Annotated in this window: 15 protein-coding genes and 1 tRNA gene; 11 read left to right on the forward strand and 5 right to left on the reverse strand. The window is 59.1% G+C overall.

What is annotated here, in order from left to right; all coding sequences use genetic code 11:
* Positions 1 to 3: 3 nt before the first annotated feature.
* From QZ571_RS07175 to QZ571_RS07195, 5 genes are all read right to left on the reverse strand, one after another.
* Positions 4 to 480 carry a UPF0262 family protein gene (locus QZ571_RS07175; protein WP_295533033.1) on the reverse strand — a complete coding sequence of 159 codons (477 nt, stop codon included), beginning with the start codon at positions 478 to 480 and terminating at the stop codon, positions 4 to 6.
* On the reverse strand, positions 480 to 1790 hold the full coding sequence (hisD, locus tag QZ571_RS07180) for a histidinol dehydrogenase (RefSeq protein ID WP_295533034.1): 1311 nt from the start codon (positions 1788 to 1790) through the stop codon (positions 480 to 482). Before hisD ends, QZ571_RS07175 begins: the two co-directional genes overlap by 1 nt.
* Positions 1791 to 1965: 175 nt before the next feature.
* Complete coding sequence (locus QZ571_RS07185; RefSeq protein ID WP_295533035.1) at positions 1966 to 2442, reverse strand: DUF2948 family protein; 477 nt, start codon at positions 2440 to 2442, stop codon at positions 1966 to 1968.
* Between the two features lie 52 nt (positions 2443 to 2494).
* On the reverse strand, positions 2495 to 3763 hold the full coding sequence (gene murA / locus QZ571_RS07190; protein ID WP_295533036.1) for a UDP-N-acetylglucosamine 1-carboxyvinyltransferase: 1269 nt from the start codon (positions 3761 to 3763) through the stop codon (positions 2495 to 2497).
* Complete coding sequence (locus tag QZ571_RS07195) at positions 3764 to 3934, reverse strand: hypothetical protein (RefSeq protein ID WP_295533037.1); 171 nt, start codon at positions 3932 to 3934, stop codon at positions 3764 to 3766.
* 118 nt (positions 3935 to 4052) lie between these two features.
* Between QZ571_RS07195 and QZ571_RS07200 the strand changes: the two genes are divergently transcribed.
* The 11 genes from QZ571_RS07200 to QZ571_RS07250 all read left to right on the forward strand — a co-directional run bounded on the left by QZ571_RS07200 (position 4053) and on the right by QZ571_RS07250 (position 20016).
* Positions 4053 to 4127, forward strand: a tRNA-Thr gene (locus QZ571_RS07200).
* A 32-nt stretch (positions 4128 to 4159) separates the two neighbouring features.
* Positions 4160 to 4396 (forward strand): hypothetical protein, encoded by a 237-nt coding sequence (locus tag QZ571_RS07205; protein WP_295533038.1) that lies wholly within the window; start codon positions 4160 to 4162, stop codon positions 4394 to 4396.
* Between the two features lie 387 nt (positions 4397 to 4783).
* Complete coding sequence (locus tag QZ571_RS07210) at positions 4784 to 6403, forward strand: peptide ABC transporter substrate-binding protein (protein WP_295533039.1); 1620 nt, start codon at positions 4784 to 4786, stop codon at positions 6401 to 6403.
* Between the two features lie 67 nt (positions 6404 to 6470).
* A complete protein-coding gene (gene oppB, locus QZ571_RS07215) occupies positions 6471 to 7394 on the forward strand; it encodes an oligopeptide ABC transporter permease OppB (protein WP_295533040.1) in 924 nt (307 codons plus the stop codon).
* A 1-nt stretch (position 7395) separates the two neighbouring features.
* Positions 7396 to 8319, forward strand: coding sequence for an ABC transporter permease subunit (locus QZ571_RS07220; protein WP_295533041.1), 924 nt, complete (start codon positions 7396 to 7398; stop codon positions 8317 to 8319).
* A 1-nt stretch (position 8320) separates the two neighbouring features.
* The gene (locus tag QZ571_RS07225; RefSeq protein WP_295533042.1) at positions 8321 to 9289 is read left to right on the forward strand and encodes an oligopeptide/dipeptide ABC transporter ATP-binding protein; all 969 of its coding nucleotides are present in this window, start codon (positions 8321 to 8323) and stop codon (positions 9287 to 9289) included.
* The gene (locus QZ571_RS07230; protein ID WP_295533043.1) at positions 9286 to 10299 is read left to right on the forward strand and encodes an oligopeptide/dipeptide ABC transporter ATP-binding protein; all 1014 of its coding nucleotides are present in this window, start codon (positions 9286 to 9288) and stop codon (positions 10297 to 10299) included. Before QZ571_RS07225 ends, QZ571_RS07230 begins: the two co-directional genes overlap by 4 nt.
* Before the next feature lie 146 nt (positions 10300 to 10445).
* Positions 10446 to 12413, forward strand: a complete 1968-nt coding sequence (locus QZ571_RS07235) for a bifunctional 2',3'-cyclic-nucleotide 2'-phosphodiesterase/3'-nucleotidase (RefSeq protein WP_295533044.1) — start codon at positions 10446 to 10448, stop codon at positions 12411 to 12413.
* A gap of 212 nt (positions 12414 to 12625) precedes the next feature.
* The gene (locus tag QZ571_RS07240) at positions 12626 to 13813 is read left to right on the forward strand and encodes an efflux RND transporter periplasmic adaptor subunit (protein WP_295533045.1); all 1188 of its coding nucleotides are present in this window, start codon (positions 12626 to 12628) and stop codon (positions 13811 to 13813) included.
* Between the two features lie 7 nt (positions 13814 to 13820).
* Complete coding sequence (locus tag QZ571_RS07245; protein ID WP_295533046.1) at positions 13821 to 16922, forward strand: efflux RND transporter permease subunit; 3102 nt, start codon at positions 13821 to 13823, stop codon at positions 16920 to 16922.
* A gap of 109 nt (positions 16923 to 17031) precedes the next feature.
* Positions 17032 to 20016, forward strand: a complete 2985-nt coding sequence (locus QZ571_RS07250; RefSeq protein WP_295533047.1) for a methyl-accepting chemotaxis protein — start codon at positions 17032 to 17034, stop codon at positions 20014 to 20016.
* Positions 20017 to 20079 lie beyond the last annotated feature (63 nt).

Below are 20079 nucleotides of genomic sequence, written 5' to 3' on the forward strand. Positions count from 1 at the left end.
CCGTTACCTCGGCGCCAGAACAGCGACAAGGGTGAATAATCGACGCGCGGTGTCGATATCGAGCTCGACCTTGCCTTCAAGGCGCTCTTGCAAGATCCGCGCCCCTTCGTTGTGAATGCCCCGGCGCGCCATGTCGATCGCCTCAATCTGGCTGGGCGGCAGTTTCTTAACGGCTTCGAAATAGCTTTCGCAGATCTGGAAATAGTCCTTCACCGCTTGGCGAAACGGGCCAAATGACAGGTGAAATTCGGCAACTTTAACCCCCGTCTCGGTTTGCGTATCAAACACCAGCCGCCGGTCGCGTACCCCAAGGTTCAGTGCGAAGGGCCCGGACGGTGCGGGCTGTCCATCGCGACCGGGCAGGATAAAGCTGTTATCCTCAAGCAGGTCATAGACCGCGACTTTGCGCTCTTGCTCGATCTCGGGCGAGGGGGCGGGCAAGCCGCCAGTGTCCAGCACAAGCTGGCTGATCCGGGCCATCAGAGATCTCCTTTGTTGAGCGCATCCAGACGCGCGCGCACACTCAACCCATGCGCTTCGAGGCTTTCCGAAATCGCCAATGTCTCGGCCGCCGGGCCAATCGCCTTGAGCGCACCGGGCGTCATTTTGGCCAGCGTGGTGCGTTTGAGGAAGTCCAGCACCGACAAGCCGCTGGAAAACCGCGCCGAACGCGCCGTGGGCAAAACATGGTTTGGCCCGCCGATATAATCGCCGATCGCCTCGGGGGTATAGGCGCCCAGAAAGATCGCGCCGGCATGGGTGATCTGTTCGGCCAGCGCATCTGGGTCGGCGACGCATAGCTCCAGATGTTCGGGCGCAACCCTATTTGACAAAGTTGCTGCCTCGTCCAGATCGCGCGCCACGATGACCGCGCCGAAATCGCGCCAGCTTGCGCCTGCGATCTTGCGTCGCTCCAGCGTTTGCAGGCGCGCCTCGACGGCCTTCGTCACCGCTTGGCCAAAGGCTGCATCGGTGGTGATCAAGATCGCTTGCGCGCTTTCGTCATGTTCAGCTTGGCTAAGCAGGTCAAGCGCGATCCAGTCGGGATCGCCTGTGCCATCCGCGATCACCAGAATTTCCGACGGTCCCGCGATCATGTCGATGCCGACACGTCCAAAGACCCGCCGCTTGGCAGCCGCAACAAAAGCATTGCCCGGCCCGGTGATCTTATCCACCGGCACGATGGTTTCAGTGCCATAGGCTAGGGCCGCAATCGCCTGCGCGCCGCCCACCCGATAAACGGTATCGACGCCCGCGATCTGCGCCGCCAGCAACACCAGCGGATTAACCACCCCGCCGGGCGTCGGGCAGGCAACGACCAGCCGTTTTACCCCGGCCACCTTGGCGGGAATTGCATTCATCAGAACCGAGGACGGATAGCTTGCCAACCCGCCGGGCACATACAGCCCCGCCGCGCTGACCGGCCCCCAGCGCCAGCCCAATTCCGCGCCAGCGGCATCGGTCCAGCGCTGATCCTCGGGCATTTGGCGGGCGTGATAGGCGCGGATGCGTTCTGCGGCGAGTTCCAGCGCGGCGCGCTCGGCCGCGGGGACCTTGGCAATCTGCGCGGCAATCTCGTCAGGCGAAAACGCCAGCGTTTCAGCCGTCAGATCAAGACGGTCGAATTTCGCCGTCAACTCAATCAACGCCGCATCGCCGCGCGCACGCACATCCGCGATAATAGCGGCCACAACCGCGTCGACATCAGGGCTGTCTTCACGCTTCATGCCCAAAAGCTCGGTGAAGCGGGCCTCAAACCCCTCCGCGCGCGTGTCAAGAAACTGCACCATCACTCGACTCCTTGTCCGCCATCGGAATTAGACAGTCTGGCCCGCCCCCGCAAGCGCCGCTCCGGCTTTCGGGGTGTTTTCGCATTTCATCTGGCTCGAAATACTCCCCGCGGAGCGTCCAGCAGAAGGTTCGGGAGCCTCCGGCGGGAGTATTTCGTGCTAGATGAAGCCGGTGTCAGTCAGGATGACGCGGCGCTTTGCCCGAGGGGGCGCGGTAGGGGCGTTCGACATCGCGCAAATCGACATCGAGACATTCGACATCGGCCGCAATTGCCCCATCGCCAGCCAGCGTGAAAACGACCCGTCCCGCCCCGTCTTGCGCAGGCTCAAAGGCGATATCAAGGAGCGAGAGCACGACGTCTTGATCGCCGCGATCAATTCCCTGACTCGCGACATGGGTGACATCAGAGACCACGAGAAGCGCGCGCACGCGTTCGTAGGGGCGTCCTTCGGCCTCGGCCTGTGCCTTGTCTTCCCAACGAAAGCGGTTGATCAGCAATGCCAACCGGCGTGCTTTGGCCTCCCACACGATCTCGGTGATCGGCAGAACGGCGTCTTGCACCAACGCGGCCATCACCGACAGATCGGCCTGCGTTTCGGCGCGCAGGGATATTGCGCCTTCGCCACCCTCGTCGAATTTCGCATCTACCATCATGTTCCCTTTATGCGCTGCGGCAGTTTTGCGTTTCACCTGCGCGAAACGATCACTCGCCTTTAACTCGCTCGATATGTGCACCGACCGCGCTGAGCTTGTCTTCAACTCTCTCATAGCCGCGATCGAGGTGATAGACCCGGCTGACCATCGTTTCGCCTTCTGCCGCCAACCCTGCGAGAATCAGCGAAACCGAGGCACGCAAATCCGTCGCCATCACCCGCGCGCCGCGCAGCTTGTCGACGCCATGCACTGTTGCGTGCCCGCCATGCACCTCAATATTCGCGCCCATGCGCAGCAATTCGGGGGCGTGCATGAAGCGATTCTCGAAGATCTTTTCTTCCAGAACGCTGGTGCCTTCGGCGGTACACAAAAGCGCCATCATCTGCGCCTGCAAATCGGTGGGGAAGCCGGGGAAGGGCTCGGTCACCACATCGACGGCGCGGATGCGGCCGTTCTTACGACTCACCTTGATGCCCGCTTTGGTCTGCTCGACCGAAACGCCCGCGGCATCGAGACGCTCGCAGAAGCTTTCGATCAGTTCGATTCGCCCGCCAAGACATTCCACCTCGCCGCCGCAGATTGCGGGGTCGAGCATATAGGTGCCCAGTTCAATCCGATCAGCGACCACCGGGTGGGTTGCGCCGTGCAGCCTGTCCACGCCCTGAATTTCGATCGTTCCGGTGCCGTCGCCCTCAATTTGCGCGCCCATCGCCCGCAGGCAATCGGCCAGATCGACAATCTCGGGTTCGCGGGCGGCATTTTTCAGCACCGAGGTGCCCTTCGCCAGCGTGGCCGCCATCAAAAAGTTTTCCGTCGCGCCCACCGAGGCAAAGCGCATTTCATGCACCGCGCCCTTTAGCCCGCCTTGCGTTTTGGCGTGCAGATAACCGTCGCGCAACTCAATCTGCGCCCCCAAGGCGGTCAACGCATCGACGTGAATATCCATTGGACGCGCGCCAATCGCGCAACCACCGGGCAGGGACACCACCGCATGGCCCAGCCGCGCCAGCAACGGTCCAAGCACCAGATTCGAGGCGCGCATCTTGCGTACGATGTCGTAATCGGCGACCGGATTGATCTCGCCATGGCACGAAGCGGCCAGAACTTTGCCCTCTTGCAGTGCCGTCACCTCGGCGCCGAGAGAGGCCAGCAATTCGGTCATCGTGCGGATATCGCTGAGGCGTGGCGCGTTGGTCAGCGTCAGCGGCTCTTCACTGAGCAACGTGGCTGGCATCAGCGCCAAACAGGCGTTCTTGGCCCCCGCGATCGGAATTTGCCCCTTGAGCGGGCCATTGCCGCGCACGATGATACTGTCCATTCAACTGCCCTCGTTCTTATCATTTTGCGACGTCGCCGCATCGTTCTTGCGCGCGCGCGCCTGTGCCTTGCGCTTTTGTAGGTTGGCGCGCAAGGCCTCGGCCAGGCGCTCTTCCCGGCTGGGTTTGGGTGCGCGCTTGGCCCCGGACGTTTCGCTATAATCCTGTGTCATGGCGCCTCGTTTACCCTGCAAGGCAAATCCTGTCGAGAGAGAGGGCAGATTTGCCCTTGCACCATGGCGCGATTGCGTCTAAATCCCCGCCCACGGTCGGAAACGACGCTGTAACGGCGCTGTGGTAGCTCAGTGGTAGAGCACTCCCTTGGTAAGGGAGAGGTCGAGAGTTCAATCCTCTCTCACAGCACCATTCACCCCCCTGATATTAGAGAAAGCTCTTGATTGCAGGGGCTTGGTGCCGTTCTGGTTGCTGGGTATGGCGCCAGAATTGGGGGGCGTGGCGGTAAAGCGGCGCTGCTGGAAAGTCAAAAACGGCTGCTCCTGCGCGCGGGCATCTATTCTGGTGGCTCTTTGGCGGTAAGGCGTGGTTTTCCAGCATTTTCCCTGATCGCGACCGAGGTGACGGCTGTGATCTGTTTTTATGATCGACGATGCCTGACGGGCGCTGACAGCAAGTAATCGGGTAATGATGCGCGCTTGCAGATGATGATGCCGCTTCAGTCTGTCTTCTCTGGGGCAGCCTTATGACCACCAGAATGGATAGCGTCATCAGCCGAGGGGGATGGTATGCTGCACCAGAGTTTGAAATATTCCGTCAAAGTCAGCGAAGTACCCACCGATGGCCCGGCATTTCATTGCTCGACCAGCCGCATTTGCGCAAGTTTTGGGAAAAGTTTTGCCTTTGTTCGCGCGCCGCTCTCACATGAATGTTACAAGCGCAACGTCAGTCTTGCTCTCTTATCCATGATCGCTCTTGATGACGCATCAACGAGAAAGCCGGACTGTTGCAGGGTCTAGAATTTGGACATTGCGCGCAAAGCCGGACCCTGAATCTGGAGGTATTCCTTGAAACCACTCATCGCGATTTCCGCCATAGCCCTTATGTTGGGCGGCGCAGCACCCGTTTTTGCCCAGTCTAGCCATGTTCCCGCTGGCACCAAGCTCGCCAAGGATCAAAGCTTCACCTATTGGTTGCAAGATGACCTCAAGACGCTGGATCCCGATCTGAGCACATCCAAGGACGGCAATGACGTTCTTCAGCAGATGTTCGACGGGCTGTATCAGCAAGATGATCACGGCAATCTTGTGCCCGCTATGGCAGAAAGCTTTGACGTCTCTGATGACAAGCTGACCTATACGTTCCATCTGCGCGACGAGAAATGGTCCAATGGCGATCCGGTCACGGCGCAGGACTTTGTCTACGCCTGGCAGCGCCTTGCCGATCCCAAGACCGCTTCGGAATACGCGTGGTATATTGAACTGATGCAGGTCAAGAACGCGCATGACGTGATTCAGGGCGACAAGCCGGTGAGCGATCTGGGCGTGAAGGCGCTGGATGCCCACACGCTGCAGGTCACGCTGGAAACGCCGATCCCGTATTTCCGCCAGATGCTGGTGCTGTCCTCAACCTTCCCGGTGCCCGAGAAGGTGGTGAAGGAATATGGTTCCGACTGGACCAAGCCCGAGCATATGGTTTCGAACGGTGCCTACACGCTGAAAAGCTGGAAGATCGGCGAAAGCATCGAGATGACCAAGAACGACAAGTATTGGGATGCGGCGAACACGACGCTGACCGATCTGAAGTTCATCCCGATCCAAGACCTCAATCAGGCGTTGACGCGCTATCAGGCGGGCGAGCTGGACTTTGTGCAGACCCCGGCTGGTCAATATCCGCGCCTCAAGGATGAATATCCCGATCAGGCGCATGCTCCGCCGCGTTCCTGTGTCTATGCCTATCGCTTCAATGTCGGCCCGAACGGCCCGGAGGCGCTGAAGGATGTGAAGGTGCGGCAGGCGCTGTCATATGGGATCAACCGCGACATCATCATCGACAAGATCCTCAAGGGTGGGCAGAAGCCGGCCTATAGCTGGACCCATTGGGCGACCGCAGGCTTCAAGGCCCCCGACATCGCCTATGCGAAATGGACCGATAAAGAGCGCATGGATAAGGCCCGCGAGCTGCTGAAAGAGGCAGGCTATGGCCCCGATCACCCGCTCAAGCTGCGCATCATGTATAACACCTCGTCCGATCACAAAAAGATCGCGATCGCGGTGCAGCAGTTCTGGAAACAGCTGGGCGTCGAAGCCACGCTCGAGAATTTCGAGTGGAAAGTCTATCTCGACAAGCTCAACACGCAGCATGATTTCGACGTGGCGCGCACGGCTTGGTGTGCGGACTATAACGAGGCCTCGACCTATCTCGACGTGAACACCTCGTGGTCGGATCAGAACTCGGGTCAGTGGTCGAACGCTGAGTACGACAAGCTGATGAAGGACTCCAAGACCGCAGCCGATCCGCAGGCCGATTACACCAAGGCCGAGCAGATTCTGGCCACCGACATGCCGCTGGCACCGATCTATGACTATTCGCTGCCGATGCTGCTGAACGCGCATATCAAGGGCTACCCGTTCGATAACGTGCAGCTCAACTGGTACGCGAAAAACATGTATCGCACAGCCAAGTAAGCTGAGCATCAGGAAACAGGGCGGGCCACATGTTTGGCCCGCCCGATGAATTTCCGAGGTAACCTTCATGATCGTCTACATTCTCAAGCGTCTGGCCATTGCGGTGCCGACGCTGCTGGTGCTCATCATCGCGAGTTTCTTGCTGATGCATGCGGCTCCCGGCGGGCCCTTCACTTCCGAGCGACAAGTGCCCCCGGAAGTGCTCGCTAATCTCAATGCGAAATACGGGCTGGATCAGCCGCTGTGGAAACAGATTGCCACCTACCTGTCCAACGTGGTGATGCATTTCGATTTCGGGCCGTCCTTCACCTACAAGGACCGTTCGGTCAATGACATCATCGCCCAAGGCTTTCCGGTCACGCTGACCTACGGGTCGCTCAGCTTTATCGCGGCTGTGCTGGTGGGCGTTTCGCTGGGGGTGACGGCGGCGATCAAGCGCAACTCGTGGCTCGATTATTTCGCCGTGGGGATTTCGATCGGGGCGCAGGTGCTGCCGAACTTCGTGATGGCGCCGATCCTGGTGCTGATTTTCACGCTCACGCTGCATTGGTTGCCCGGTGGCGGTTGGAGCTTTGACGATCCGCGCTTTTGGATCATGCCGGTGGTGGCGCTCTCGACCTCGTATATGGCCTCGATCGCGCGGATCACGCGCAGCTCGATGCTGGAGGTGTTGAATTCCAACCACATCCGCACCGCGCGCGCCAAAGGGCTGCCATCGCGCAAGATCATTCTGCGCCACGCGCTGAAACCTGCCTTGTTGCCGGTGATCTCGTATTTGGGCCCGGCCTTCGTGTCGATGATCACCGGGTCGGTCATTGTGGATGTGTATTTCACCACTGGCGGGATCGGCAAGAGTTTCGTCGATAGCGCGCTCAATCGCGATTACGCGGTGATGATGGGAATCACGATCCTGCTGGGCACGCTGACCATCCTGTTCAACCTTGTCGTCGATATCATCTACGGATGGATCGACCCGAAAATCCGGTATTGATATGGTCATAGATCAAAGCAAGATGGCCTCTCTGGCCGAGGCGACCTCGCGCGAGGATGTGGCGGGGCGTTCGCTTTGGGCCGATGCGCGCAGGCGGTTCTTTCACAATAAGGCAGCGATTTTTGGGTTGGGGCTGTTGATCTTCGTTGTGCTGTTTGCGCTATTTGGCAACTGGATCGCGGCGTGGAACAATTCCGACATTGATTACAACGTGATGGGCGATGTGACCTTGTCGGGGCCGTCTTTTGCCAATGGCCATTATTTCGGCGTTGACGATCTGGGGCGCGATCTGTTTGCCCGCACCGTTCAGGGCACTCAGATCTCCCTGCTTGTGGGGGTGATCGGCTCGCTCATCGCGGTGGTTGTGGGCACGGTTTACGGCGCGGTTTCGGGCTATTTCGGAGGCCGCGTTGATGGGTTCATGATGCGCCTTGTCGATATCTTGCTGGCGATCCCTTACATGTTCGTGCTGATCTTGCTGCTGGTGATCTATGGCCGCTCGATCGGGATGCTGTTTGTCGGGGTTGGCCTGATTTCATGGCTTGAGATGTCGCGCATCGTGCGCGGGCAGACCCTGACGTTGAAGAACCGCGAATATGTCGAGGCCGCGCGCGCCATCGGGGTGCCCGCCCTTACCATCATTCGCCGCCATATCCTGCCCAACCTTGTGGGCGTGGTGGTGGTGTTTGCGACGCTTCTGGTGCCGCTGATGATCCTGACCGAAAGCTTCATCTCGTTCCTCGGGCTGGGCGTGCAAGAGCCACAGACCTCGCTCGGCGCGCTGATCTCGGAAGGGGCGGGGACGATGAATTACGGCACGCTTTGGCAGCTCGCCTTTCCGCTGTTTTTCTTCATCATCACCCTGTTTGGGTTTTATTTCGTAGGGGACGGGCTGCGCGATGCGCTTGACCCGAAGGAGCGCTGATATGGCTTTGTTGGATGTGCGCGATCTGAACGTGCGTTTCGCCACCCAAGAGGGCGCAGTGCATGCGGTCAACGGGGTGAGTTTCGCGCTGGAGGCGGGCGAGACGTTGGGCATCGTGGGCGAAAGTGGTTCGGGCAAATCGCAGCTCGCGTTTTCGATTCTCGGGCTTTTGGCGGCCAATGGGCGCGCCAGCGGCTCGGTCGCGTTCGAGGGCCGTGAGATTTTGAACCTGCCCGAAGCGCAGCTCAACAAAATCCGCGCCGATCGGATTGCGATGGTGTTTCAAGACCCGATGACCGCGCTCAACCCCTATATGCGGATTTCGGACCAGATGGCTGAGACGCTGATGCAGCACAAAGGTCTGTCCAAGCGCGATGCTGTGGCGCAGGCGGTGGTGATGCTGGATGCGGTGAAAATCCCCGATGCCAAGAACCGGGTGCGACTGTTCCCGCATGAGTTCTCGGGCGGGATGCGCCAGCGCGTGATGATCGCGATGGCGTTGCTGTGCAAACCCGATGTGCTGATCGCGGATGAACCGACCACTGCGCTGGATGTGACGGTGCAGGCGCAGATCATGGACCTGCTGGGCGAGCTGCGGCGCGAGTTGGGCATGGCGACGGTGTTGATCACCCACGATCTGGGCGTCGTTGCTGGCTTTTGCGAGCGCGCGATCGTCATGTATGGCGGCCAAGTGATGGAGCAATCGCCGATTGACCCGCTGTTTGCGCAGCCCACGCATCCTTACACGCGCGGGCTTCTAGCGGCCCTTCCGCGGCTGGATGCCAATAGCACGATGACTCCGATCCGGGGCAATCCGCCCAACATGACCGGCGCGCCGACCGGCTGCCCGTTCTGTCCGCGTTGCGATTTCGTGGAAGACATCTGCGCGGTGAAAATGCCCCCGCTCACTACGTTCGCGGCAGGGCGCGCGCGCGCCTGTCACCGCCCCATTGAGGAGGTCGCCGCATGAGTGCGCCACTGATTGAGGCCCGTGATCTGCGGGTGACGTTCGACATTCGCCGCGCCTCGGATCTGCCGTGGACCACGCCGCCACAGCTGCGTGCCGTGAACGGTGTCAGCTTTGCGCTGGAGGAAGGCAAAACGCTGGGCATCGTGGGTGAAAGCGGATGTGGCAAGTCTACGCTCGCGCGCGCTTTGATCCGGATGTTGCCCGCCGAGGGGCAGGTAATCTGGCAAGGCGAGACCGATCTGGTGCCGCTGGGTCCGCGCGCGATGCTGAAGCACCGCGCTGATATTCAGATGATCTTTCAAGACCCTCTGGCGTCGCTTGATCCGCGTATGACCGTGGGGGAAATCATCGCCGAGCCGCTGCGCACGCATCGCCCCAAGATGGGCCGCAAAGAGCGGCGCGAAAAGGTGCGCGCGGTGATGGAAAAGGTCGGGTTGCTGCCCAACCAGATCAATCGCTACCCGCATGAGTTTTCGGGCGGTCAGTGTCAGCGCATCGGGATTGCGCGCGCGCTGGTGGTCGAGCCGAAACTGCTGATCTGCGATGAGCCCGTCTCGGCGCTGGATGTGTCGATTCAGGCGCAGGTGATCGCGCTCCTCGAAGATCTGCGCCGCGATCTGGGCCTGACGATCATTTTCATCGCCCATGATTTGTCGGTGGGGCGCCATGTCTGCGACGAGGTGATGGTGCGCTATCTGGGCGCAATGATGGAGGCGGGGCCGACCGAGAAACTGTTCACCGCGCCCCAGCATCCCTACACGCAGGCGCTGCTATCGGCCGTGCCGATCCCCGATCCGGTGGTGGAGCGCGCCAAGAAACTGATCGCGCTTGAGGGCGATTTGCCAAGCCCCCTCAATCCGCCTTCGGGGTGCCCGCTGCGTACGCGCTGTGCGCGCGCAACCGAGATTTGCGCGACCACCCCGCCTACCGCGACGATTGAGGGGCGCGAGGTGTTTTGCCATCACCCCGGCCCTGCGCCCGAGTTGCAGGCAATCTTGGAACATGACTGAGAAAACGACGCGGGCGGTCTAACCACCGCCCGCTCACGCCGATTTGTGCCACGCGACAGAACAGGGTTTGTCCGAACGGTCAAAACGCTGTTACGATCCTGCGATAGAGCGCTTCGACAAGAAGCCATTTCTCGGAGGTCATCCCAATGTCGTTGTTTTCACGCCGCCAATTTCTGCTTACCAGCACCGCCGCGAGCGGCCTGGTTCTGGTGCACCCGTTCACCGCAAAGGCGGCTGCGGGGCAGGCCCATCTGCGCTTGCTGTGCACGACAGATATTCACTGCCATATCCGCCCCTATGATTACTACGCCGACAAGCCAGTCGATACGGTGGGTCTGTCGCGCACCGCTACCTTGATCGAGGGCGTGCGTGCCGAAGCCGCCAATACGATGACGTTCGACAATGGCGACTACATGCAGGGCAACCCGATGGCCGACTACATCGCCTATTCCAAGGGGATGAAAGAGGGCGACACCCATCCCGTCATCGCGGCAATGAATGCGTTGGGCTATGATTGTGGCACGCTGGGCAATCACGAATTCAACTACGGCATGGATTTTCTGGTCAAGGTGAATGCCAAGGCGGGCTTCCCGATGGTCTGTGCGAACTTTGCCCATAAGCTGGGGACGAACCCGCGCGACGATGATTTGTACATGCTGCCCTACACCATTCTGGACAAGGAACTGGTGGATGGCGCGGGCAATAAGCAGCCCATTAAGGTCGGCGTCATTGGCTTTGTGCCGCCCCAGATCATGCAATGGGACCGCAGCCATCTTGAGGGGAACTACAACACCCGCGACATCGTAGAGGCCGCCCGTGCCTGGGTGCCCCAAATGCGCGATGACGGTGCAGATATTATTGTGGCGCTGGCCCATACGGGCATTGATGCCGGGCCCCAAAGCGACGGGATGGAGAACGCGGCCCTCTATCTGGCTGGTGTCGATGGGATCGACGTGGTGATCACGGGTCACCAGCACCTGAACTTCCCCGGCAAGGACTTTGAGGGCCCCGGCATCGACAATGACATGGGCACTTTGATGGGCAAGCCGGCGGTGCAGGCGGGGTTCTGGGGGAACCATATGGGCCTGATCGACCTGATGCTGGAACAAGACGGCGGCACGTGGAAGATCGCGACACATACCTCTGAAATCCGCCCGATCTTCAAACGCGGCGAGGATCGCTCGATCACGCCACTGACCGACGATTATGGCCCCGTTCTGCACAGCTCGGATCAGGTGCATGAGGCGACGCTGCAATATGTCCGCGCCAAGGTGGGCGAGACCACCGCGCCGCTTTATTCCTACTTCGCGTTGGTGGCGGATGATCCTTCGGTGCAGATCGTGTCCAACGCGCAGCTTTGGTATGTCAAACAACTGCTAGAGGGCACGCCCGAGGGCAAGCTGCCGCTTCTCTCGGCAGCGGCCCCGTTCAAGGCGGGCGGGCGCGGCGGCCCGGAATATTACACCGATGTTCCCAAAGGCCCGATCGCGATCAAGAACGTGGCGGATCTGTATCTCTATCCCAACACGCTGCAGGCGGTGAAGGTGACCGGCGCGCAGGTCAAGGATTGGCTGGAACGCTCGGCGGGGATGTTCAACCAAGTGGCGGCGGGCGCAAAAGATGTGGCCCTGCTCAACCCGGATTTCCCCAGCTACAATTTCGATGTGATCGATGGGGTGACCTATCAGATCGACATCACGCAGCCTTCGAAATTCGGTAAGGACGGTGATGTGGTGAACCCCGATACGAACCGCATCGTCAATCTGCAATTTGGCGGCAAGCCGATTGACCCTGCGGCCGAGTTCGTGATCGCCACGAACAACTATCGCGCCTCGGGTGGGGGGCAGTTCCCCGGTGCTGATGGCTCGACCGTGATCTATCGCGCACCCGATACCAACCGCGATGTGATCGTGCGCTACATTCACGACAAGGGGACGATCAGCCCGCAGGCAGATGCCAACTGGTCGTTTGCTCCGGCGGGTGGTGCGACGGTTTTGTTTGAAACCGGCCCCAAGGCGCAGGCCTATCTCGAAGATGTGAAGTCGCGCGGACTTAAGATCGAACCTGCCGATGGGGGCGAGGGTGGCTTTGCGCGCTACCGAATTACGATCTAAAATATATGAAATCAATGACTTGAAGGGGCGCATTGCGCTCCTTCTTGCGTTTGGCCTACATGCGTTCGCTCAAATAGGATCGGTAGCAATCTGGCGGCGGAAGTTGCGCGTACTATCGTAAGAATAGCGTGCAAGGCCAGTATCATATTGGCGCAGACAGGGAGTGTGAGTGGATGGTGACCGCCTTGAGGCACGCGCGTGGCATCGCACTGATGGCTGCACTGACGATAGTGGCGACGCAGGCGATGGCGCAGGGCTTTCCGGGGTCTGGCAGGGGCGGACCGACCGAGGTCGGGGTGATGGCGCTCAAGACGCAGGATGTGCCCTATATCGTGACCTTGCCGGGGCGCGCAGTCGCCTATGAGCAGACCGATATTCGCCCCCGCGTCAACGGCCAGATCAAATCCATCGATTATGATGCCGGTCATCGGGTGAAGACGGGCGATGCGCTGTTTCACATCGACGATGACACCTATCAGGCCGCGCTGAGTGCCGCACAGGCAGAGCAGGCCAGCGCACAAGCCAATGTCCAAGCCGCTCAAGCCCAGGTGGATCGCTATACTAAGCTGGAAAAGACCTCTATTTCGGTCAGCGATCTGGAAACGGCGAAGGTGACGCTGGCGCAGGCCAAGGCCGCGCAGTTGCAAGCCAAGGCCGATCTGCAAACCGCGCAGCTTGATCTGGACCGCACAGTGATCCGCGCGCCGATTGATGGAATTCCCGATGTGGCGCAGGTCTCGGTCGGCTCGCTTGTGACGGCCAATCAAACCACCGCGCTCACTACGGTGACGCGGCTGGACCCGATTTATGTCGATGTCTCTGAAAGCTCGGCGCGGATCATGAAAGTGCGCCAGCGCATCGACAAGGGCACGCTGACGCGCGGCGCGCAGTTGAAAGTGTCGCTGCTGCTGGAAACCGGGGAAGATTACGACCGCACCGGCACGCTGATCAGCCCCGGTGCCACGGTTTCCGCGACAACCGGGACGGTTGATTTTCGCTTCCGGTTCGACAATCCGAACCGGATGATCCTGCCCGGCCAGTTCCTGCGCGCCAAGATCACCTTGGGCAATACGCAAGCGATCCTTGTGCCCCAGCGCGCGACCACGCGTCAGGGGGATGGCTCGCTTACGGCGTTTGTGGCCAGCGATGGCAAGGCCAAGAAGGTCACGCTGACCACTGCAGGCACCTATCAAAATGCCTGGATCGTGACCGATGGGATCAAAAGCGGGGAAGCGGTGATCCTAGATGGGCTCAAGAATCTGCGCGATGGCGCCGAGGTGAAAACCGTGCCCGTGACGATCAATGCGCAAGGGGTGGTGAAGGACGCAACGCCCAACAGCCCTGACGCCTCAGCCAATGGCGCTACCGCCACCCCGGCCAGCGTCGCAAAAAGCGAGTGATCCCAATATGATCCGCTTTTTCATTCACCGTCCGGTCTTTGCCATCGTTCTGGCGTTGGTGACCATTTTGGCGGGCGGTTATGCGGTGACGCAGCTGCCTGTGTCGCAATATCCCGAGGTCGCGCCCACCACGATCCGCATTTCGGCCAGCTATTCGGGGGCTACGGCGCAGGCGGTCGAGAACTCTGTCACCACGCCGATTGAGGACTCTCTGACGGGTCTTGACGGCATGCTCTACATGGAGAGCCGGTCCAATCAAGGATCGTCGCGCGTGACACTGACCTTTGATAGCTCGATCACGCCGATTGATGCCGAAAACGAGGTCCAGACCAAGATCCGCCAAATCGAAAGTCAGCTGCCCGATGCGGTGCAGACTTCGGGGGTGAACGTGTCGCGCTCTGCCTCGGACATCTTGATGGTGGGCGCGCTCGTCTCCAGCGATGGCAAATATTCGACGGTCGAGCTGGGCAACATTCTGGATACCGAGGTCAAGGGCTCGGTCGAGCGCACAGCGGGCGTGGGTGGGCTGAATATCTTTGGCTCGGGCTTTGCGATGCGAGTCTGGCTTGATCCTTATAAACTTGAGCAATATCAACTCACGGCGAATGACGTCACTACCGCAGTGAAGGCGCAAAACACGACCGTCTCAGTCGGCTCGCTGGGCGATCTGCCCACCACGCAGGGCCAGCAATTCACCGCCACGATCACCGCACAAAGTCAGCTTACCTCGGTCGATCAGTTTGAAAAGATTCTGCTCAAGACCGAAAGCGACGGCTCGGCGGTGTATCTGGGCGATGTGGCGCGTATCGAAATCGGGCAACAGGATTACGGCACCAATTCCAAGTTCAACGGGATGAATGCGTCGGGGTTTGGGGTCAACCTTGCCAGTGGGGCCAACGCGGTGGATACGGCGGCGGCGGTGCGCGCAACGCTTGATCGGCTCGCTCCCTCACTGCCAGCGGGCGTGAGTTTTCAGATTGCCTATGACACCTCGCCCTTCGTGAAATTGTCGATTGAGAAGGTCTATCACACGCTGGCCGAAGCGATCCTTCTGGTGTTGCTGGTGATCTTGATCTTCCTGCAGAAATGGCGCGCCACGCTGATCCCGATCGTGGCCGTTCCTGTCGTTTTGATGGGCACTTTCGCGGTGCTGCTGGTGGCGGGCTATTCGATCAACACCCTCACGATGTTCGCTATGGTGCTGGCGATTGGTTTGCTGGTCGATGACGCCATCGTTGTGGTGGAAAACGTCGAGCGGGTGATGGAGGAAGAAGGCCTGAGCCCGATGCAGGCGACCGAAAAGAGCATGAGCCAGATCACCGGAGCGCTGGTCGGGGTGGCGCTGGTGCTGTCGGCGGTATTCCTACCAATGGCGTTTTTCCCCGGCTCCACGGGGGTGATCTATCGGCAATTCTCGGTCACCATCATTACGGCGATGGTGCTGTCAGCCGTGGTGGCCCTGATCTTGACGCCCGCCTTGGCCGCCAAGCTGTTGCGCCCTGCAAAGGGGCGCCCGATTGCGCCGGCGCGCGTCTTCAACACCGGGTTTGGCAAGGTGCGGGGCGGCTATGTGGCGGCGGTCAAACGCATCTTGCGCAAGCCCTTCTTGATGGCTCTGGTGCTTGTGGTGGTTCTGGCGGCGGCGTGGGGCGTGACACAGCGCCTGCCATCTTCGTTCCTGCCCAAAGAGGACCAAGGCGTGATGATGGTGATCGTGAACCTGTCGGATGGTTCGACGACGGCGCAAACATCCGATGTCGTCGATCAGATTACCCATTATTTGCTGACGCAGGAAAAAGCCGACGTGACCTCGGTTTTCGCGACATTGGGCTTTGCCTATGGCGGTTCGGGTCAGAACACCGCGATGGTTTTTGCCAAGCTCAAGGATTTCAGCCAGCGAAGCGGAATCCAACAAGGCGTCGCGGCGATTGCGGCGCGGGGCAATGCCCATTTTGCGGGGCTGCGCGCCGGGCAGGTATTCTTTGTGCAGCCGTCCTCGATCCGCGGTCTTGGCAATACGTCGGGCTTCCAGATGTATCTGGTCGATCAGTCGAATGCGGGCACGGCTGCGCTGAGTGCGGCGGCCGATACGCTTGTGACCGAGGCCAAGGCGGATCCCCGCCTGACCAATGTGCGGGTGCGTGGGGCCGATGACAATGCCGCGTTGCAACTCAATATCGACCAGCAAAAGGCCGAGAGCTTTGGGCTATCCCTGAGCGATCTCAATTCGATGCTGTCGGTGATTTTCTCGGGGCGGAACGTCAATGACTTTGATCTCAACGGCAATTTGCGCCCGGTGATCGTGCAGGCCGACGCGCCTTACCGGATGCAGCCGGGCGATATTGACACTTGGTATGCGCGCAATTCCGGCGGCGAGATGGTGCCGTTTTCGGCCTTCGCAAGCACCAAATGGGTGTCGATCGCGCCGCAACTGTCGCGCTATAATGCCACCAATGCGATCGAGATTTCCGGCCAGTCCTCGCAAAGCACCAGTTCGGGGGCGGCGATGGATGCGATGCAGGAACTGGTCAGCAACCTGCCGGGCGGCTATGGGCTGGCGTGGACGGGTCTCAGCTATCAGGAGCGCCAATCAGGCAATCAGGCCCCCTTCCTTTATGCGCTTTCGGTGCTGGTGGTCTTTCTCTGCCTCGCGGCGCTGTATGAAAGTTGGTCGATCCCGCTTTCGGTCATGCTGGCCGTGCCAGTGGGCGTTTTGGGGGCGTTGGCGGCGGCGTGGGTGTCGGGGCAGGCCAATGACGTCTATTTCAAAGTTGGCATCCTTACGACCATCGGGCTGGCGGCGAAAAACGCCATTCTGATTGTGGAATTTGCCCGCAATCTTGAAGCTGAGGGGCGCGAGTTGATCGAGGCGACGCTGGAAGCCGCGCGGTTGCGATTGCGTCCGATTTTAATGACATCACTGGCCTTTATGCTGGGGGTCTTGCCTTTGGCTATTGCCACCGGGGCAGGGGCGTCTGCACAAAAGGCGATTGGGATCGGCGTGCTGGGCGGTATGGCTGCAGCTACGTTTATCGGCGTGTTCATGGTCCCTGCGTTTTATGTGCTGGTGCGCAAGCTGACGCCGAAAGGGAAGCCGCAGGTAAAGTAGGCTTGTTTGCTGCAGAATTGCTTCACAGGGTTGGATTGAACCGACTGTTAATCATTCGCGCGTAAAGGTGAGACATCCTGTCTTGTCTCTACGTGCGAGGACCATTCCTGTGTCGAACCCGATCAACAATATTCGCATCACGCTGAAACTGCCGGTGATTATCGTATTGCTTACGATTGGCGCGATTGCGGCCACCGCCATGGCGGCTTATCGCAGTTCCTCTGCCACAATTATCGAAGAGGCACATTTACGCTTTTCGGCGATCTCAAATGCGCGCGAAGGGGCACTGGAAGCGGTGCTTGAAGTGGTAGATCACGACCTGCATGCGCAATCGAAAAACCCGCTTATGGCCGAGGCGATTACCGGGTTTTCAGCGGCGTTCAAGCAATATGATGAACCGCTGCGCGATTTGCAAAAGCTCTATGTCGAGGACAATCCCAACCCGCTGGGCAAAAAAGATGATCTTGTAAGCGCGGGGGATGAAACCGCCTATGATCACTTGCATGCACGGTTTCACCGCGCCCTCGATGCCGCGCAGAACGACAAGGGCTATTACGACATTTACCTCATCAACACTGAGGGTGACGTCATCTACACCGTGTTCAAAGAATTGGACTACGCGACCAATCTTTTGACGGGCGCTTATAAGGATACAGGCCTTGCCAAGGTATTTCGCGAGGCGCTGGCGACCAAGGGCGATCAAGTCGCTTTTGATGATTTTCAAGCCTATGCGGCCAGTCACGGTGCGCCAGCTGCGTTCATGGCGCGGCCGGTTATGGATGATGCTGGCAAACGTGTTGGTGTGCTGGCCTATCAAATTCCGATCGACGGGCTCAATGCTGCGGTGAACGACTTTTCTGATCTGGGTTTAAGTGGTGATGCCTATCTGGCCGGGTACGATGGGCTGATGCACACAGATAGCGCTAAATCGAAGACGCAAGATATCCTTGTCACAAAGGTCGATAATCCGGCTGTGAAAGCCGCCCTGTCAGGCAAGACCGGGTTTCTCGAAGCGACGGATCGGTTTGGAAATCTAAGCTTGATGCATTATCAGCCCATCGACATCTACGGCATGCGATCAGCGTTGATCGTCAAGGAAGATCTGGCCGAGGTGCTTGCACCCGTTCGGACAATGCGCAATCAAATCATGATCATTGGCGGTGTGATCGCGGCAATTGCAGCGCTGATTGCAGTGCTGATGTCGCGTTCAATCGCGTTGCCTCTGTCGCGTGTTGGCACGGCAATGCTTTCGATCTCGGAAAAGCACTATGATGTCGCATTCCCGGCAAGTGCGCGCGGCGATGAAATCGGCAAAATCTCCAAAACTCTCGAGATATTCCGCGATAAGATGAAAGCAGCCGACGCTATGGCACGTGAAGCAGCGTTCAAGAGTGCCGCCTTCTCTGATAACTCTTCTGCATTGATGATGGTCGATGAAGACTTCAACATTCTCTATGTCAACCAAGCGATGAGCGATCTTGTGCGTGAACGCGCGGTCGATTTCGACACCGTTCAAAAGGGTTTGGACGGCGAAAATTTCATCGGTATGAATATGGATCAGTTCCATGTGCTGCCGGAAAAGGCACGCGCGCGGCTTGCGAACCCTGCAAATCTTCCATTTCAGACCTATTTGAAGCTGGGGAACAGCTATTTCTCCTTGGCGGTCTCGTCGGCGAATGATGAAGACGGAGAACATGTCGGCTTCGTGGTTGAGTGGAAAAACCAAACTCGGACCCTGCGTGAGGCCTCAATCTTCAAGGCGCTGGACACAGGACAAATTCGACTGGAAATTTCGCCCGATGCTAAATTGGTATTCGTCAATCAAATGATGTGCAATTTGACCGGGATGGAACTTCGTCATTTCTTGGGGCGGGATATCGAAGAGGTGGTGAAATACGAGCCGCCCTACGGTCAGCCTGACCGCAGCTTCACCGATTTGATTGCTTCGGGCGAGACAGTGACGGGCGTGTTCCACATTCAGCATGATGAGGGAACATTGCTCGCCGATGCCAGCCTCAGCCCGATGATTGATCCTTTCGGTAAACTTTCGGGGCTTGTGTTAATCGGAAATGACGTCACCGAAAGCCGGGCTTCTTTGGATAAGGCGAGGAATGAGCGTGCGCGTTCAAGCCGTGAGCAATCCCTCGTCGTCGAAGAATTGAGACGGGCCCTTGGCCAGCTCTCAGAGGGGGATCTGACAACGCGCATCGACGTGCAATTTGGCGAAAGCTATGAAGAATTGCGCTCTGACTTCAACGCTGCATCAGGCAAGCTGAATGCGGCGGTGGGTGACATCATTGCCAATGCAATCTCGATTCGCGGCGAAACGCAGGAAATCAGTACCGCTGCGGGCTCTCTCGCCAAGCGTACCGAAACGCAGGCCGCTACGCTTGAGCAAACTGCCGCTGCTCTTGATCAACTTACCGCCTCAGTGCAATCGGCGGCCGATGGGGCCAAGCAAGCCAGTGCAATGGTGGTTGAGGCGCAAAGCAACGCCCATTCTAGCGAAGGCGTGGTGCGTGAGGCGGTCAACGCAATGGATGAAATCGCCGACAGTTCGCAACAGATTTCGCGCATTTCCGGCGTCATCGATGAGATCGCGTTCCAGACCAATCTTCTTGCGTTGAACGCAGGTGTCGAGGCCGCCCGCGCGGGCGAGGCAGGGCGCGGCTTTGCCGTTGTCGCTTCTGAGGTGCGTGCATTGGCGCAGCGCTCTTCGGATGCCGCCCGCGAGATCAATGACTTGATTGATCGCTCTAGCGCGCAGATTGGCCAGGGCGTCGGCTTGGTTAGCAAGGCTGGGGAGGTGCTCCATTCGATCATGGATGCGGTCAATAGCATTTCGGGTAAGGTGCAGGAAATGGCGCAAGGGACAACCGAACAAAGTCAGGGGCTGCGAGAGATCAATACCGCCGTGAACCAACTCGATCAGGTCACCCAGCAAAATGCTGCGATGTTCGAAGAGACTTCGGCGGCAAGCGCCAAGCTGTTGGAATCAACAACAGAACTGACTGAAACCGTGGGGCAATTTACGACCGGAAAGCTGGCGAATGTGGCGCAAACAAATTTGGATCCACAGGCGCTGGCAAGCTAGAGAGGCACGTTGACCAGATCGAACCGTCGTGACTTTTGCGCAGCCAAAACCCCGTATCGGTCT

This window comes from uncultured Thioclava sp. (assembly GCF_913064665.1).
Taxonomy (GTDB): domain Bacteria; phylum Pseudomonadota; class Alphaproteobacteria; order Rhodobacterales; family Rhodobacteraceae; genus Thioclava; species Thioclava arctica.

Excerpts from the sequence above, each read along its gene's own strand:
- QZ571_RS07175 (WP_295533033.1), bottom strand. The coding sequence starts at position 480 with ATGGCCCGGATCAGCCAGCTTGTGCTGGACACTGGCGGCTTGCCCGCC.
- hisD (WP_295533034.1), bottom strand. The coding sequence starts at position 1,790 with ATGGTGCAGTTTCTTGACACGCGCGCGGAGGGGTTTGAGGCCCGCTTC.
- QZ571_RS07185 (WP_295533035.1), bottom strand. The coding sequence starts at position 2,442 with ATGGTAGATGCGAAATTCGACGAGGGTGGCGAAGGCGCAATATCCCTG.
- murA (WP_295533036.1), bottom strand. The coding sequence starts at position 3,763 with ATGGACAGTATCATCGTGCGCGGCAATGGCCCGCTCAAGGGGCAAATT.
- QZ571_RS07195 (WP_295533037.1), bottom strand. The coding sequence starts at position 3,934 with ATGACACAGGATTATAGCGAAACGTCCGGGGCCAAGCGCGCACCCAAA.
- oppB (WP_295533040.1), top strand. The coding sequence starts at position 6,471 with ATGATCGTCTACATTCTCAAGCGTCTGGCCATTGCGGTGCCGACGCTG.
- QZ571_RS07220 (WP_295533041.1), top strand. The coding sequence starts at position 7,396 with ATGGTCATAGATCAAAGCAAGATGGCCTCTCTGGCCGAGGCGACCTCG.
- QZ571_RS07225 (WP_295533042.1), top strand. The coding sequence starts at position 8,321 with ATGGCTTTGTTGGATGTGCGCGATCTGAACGTGCGTTTCGCCACCCAA.
- QZ571_RS07230 (WP_295533043.1), top strand. The coding sequence starts at position 9,286 with ATGAGTGCGCCACTGATTGAGGCCCGTGATCTGCGGGTGACGTTCGAC.
- QZ571_RS07235 (WP_295533044.1), top strand. The coding sequence starts at position 10,446 with ATGTCGTTGTTTTCACGCCGCCAATTTCTGCTTACCAGCACCGCCGCG.
- QZ571_RS07240 (WP_295533045.1), top strand. The coding sequence starts at position 12,626 with ATGGCTGCACTGACGATAGTGGCGACGCAGGCGATGGCGCAGGGCTTT.
- QZ571_RS07245 (WP_295533046.1), top strand. The coding sequence starts at position 13,821 with ATGATCCGCTTTTTCATTCACCGTCCGGTCTTTGCCATCGTTCTGGCG.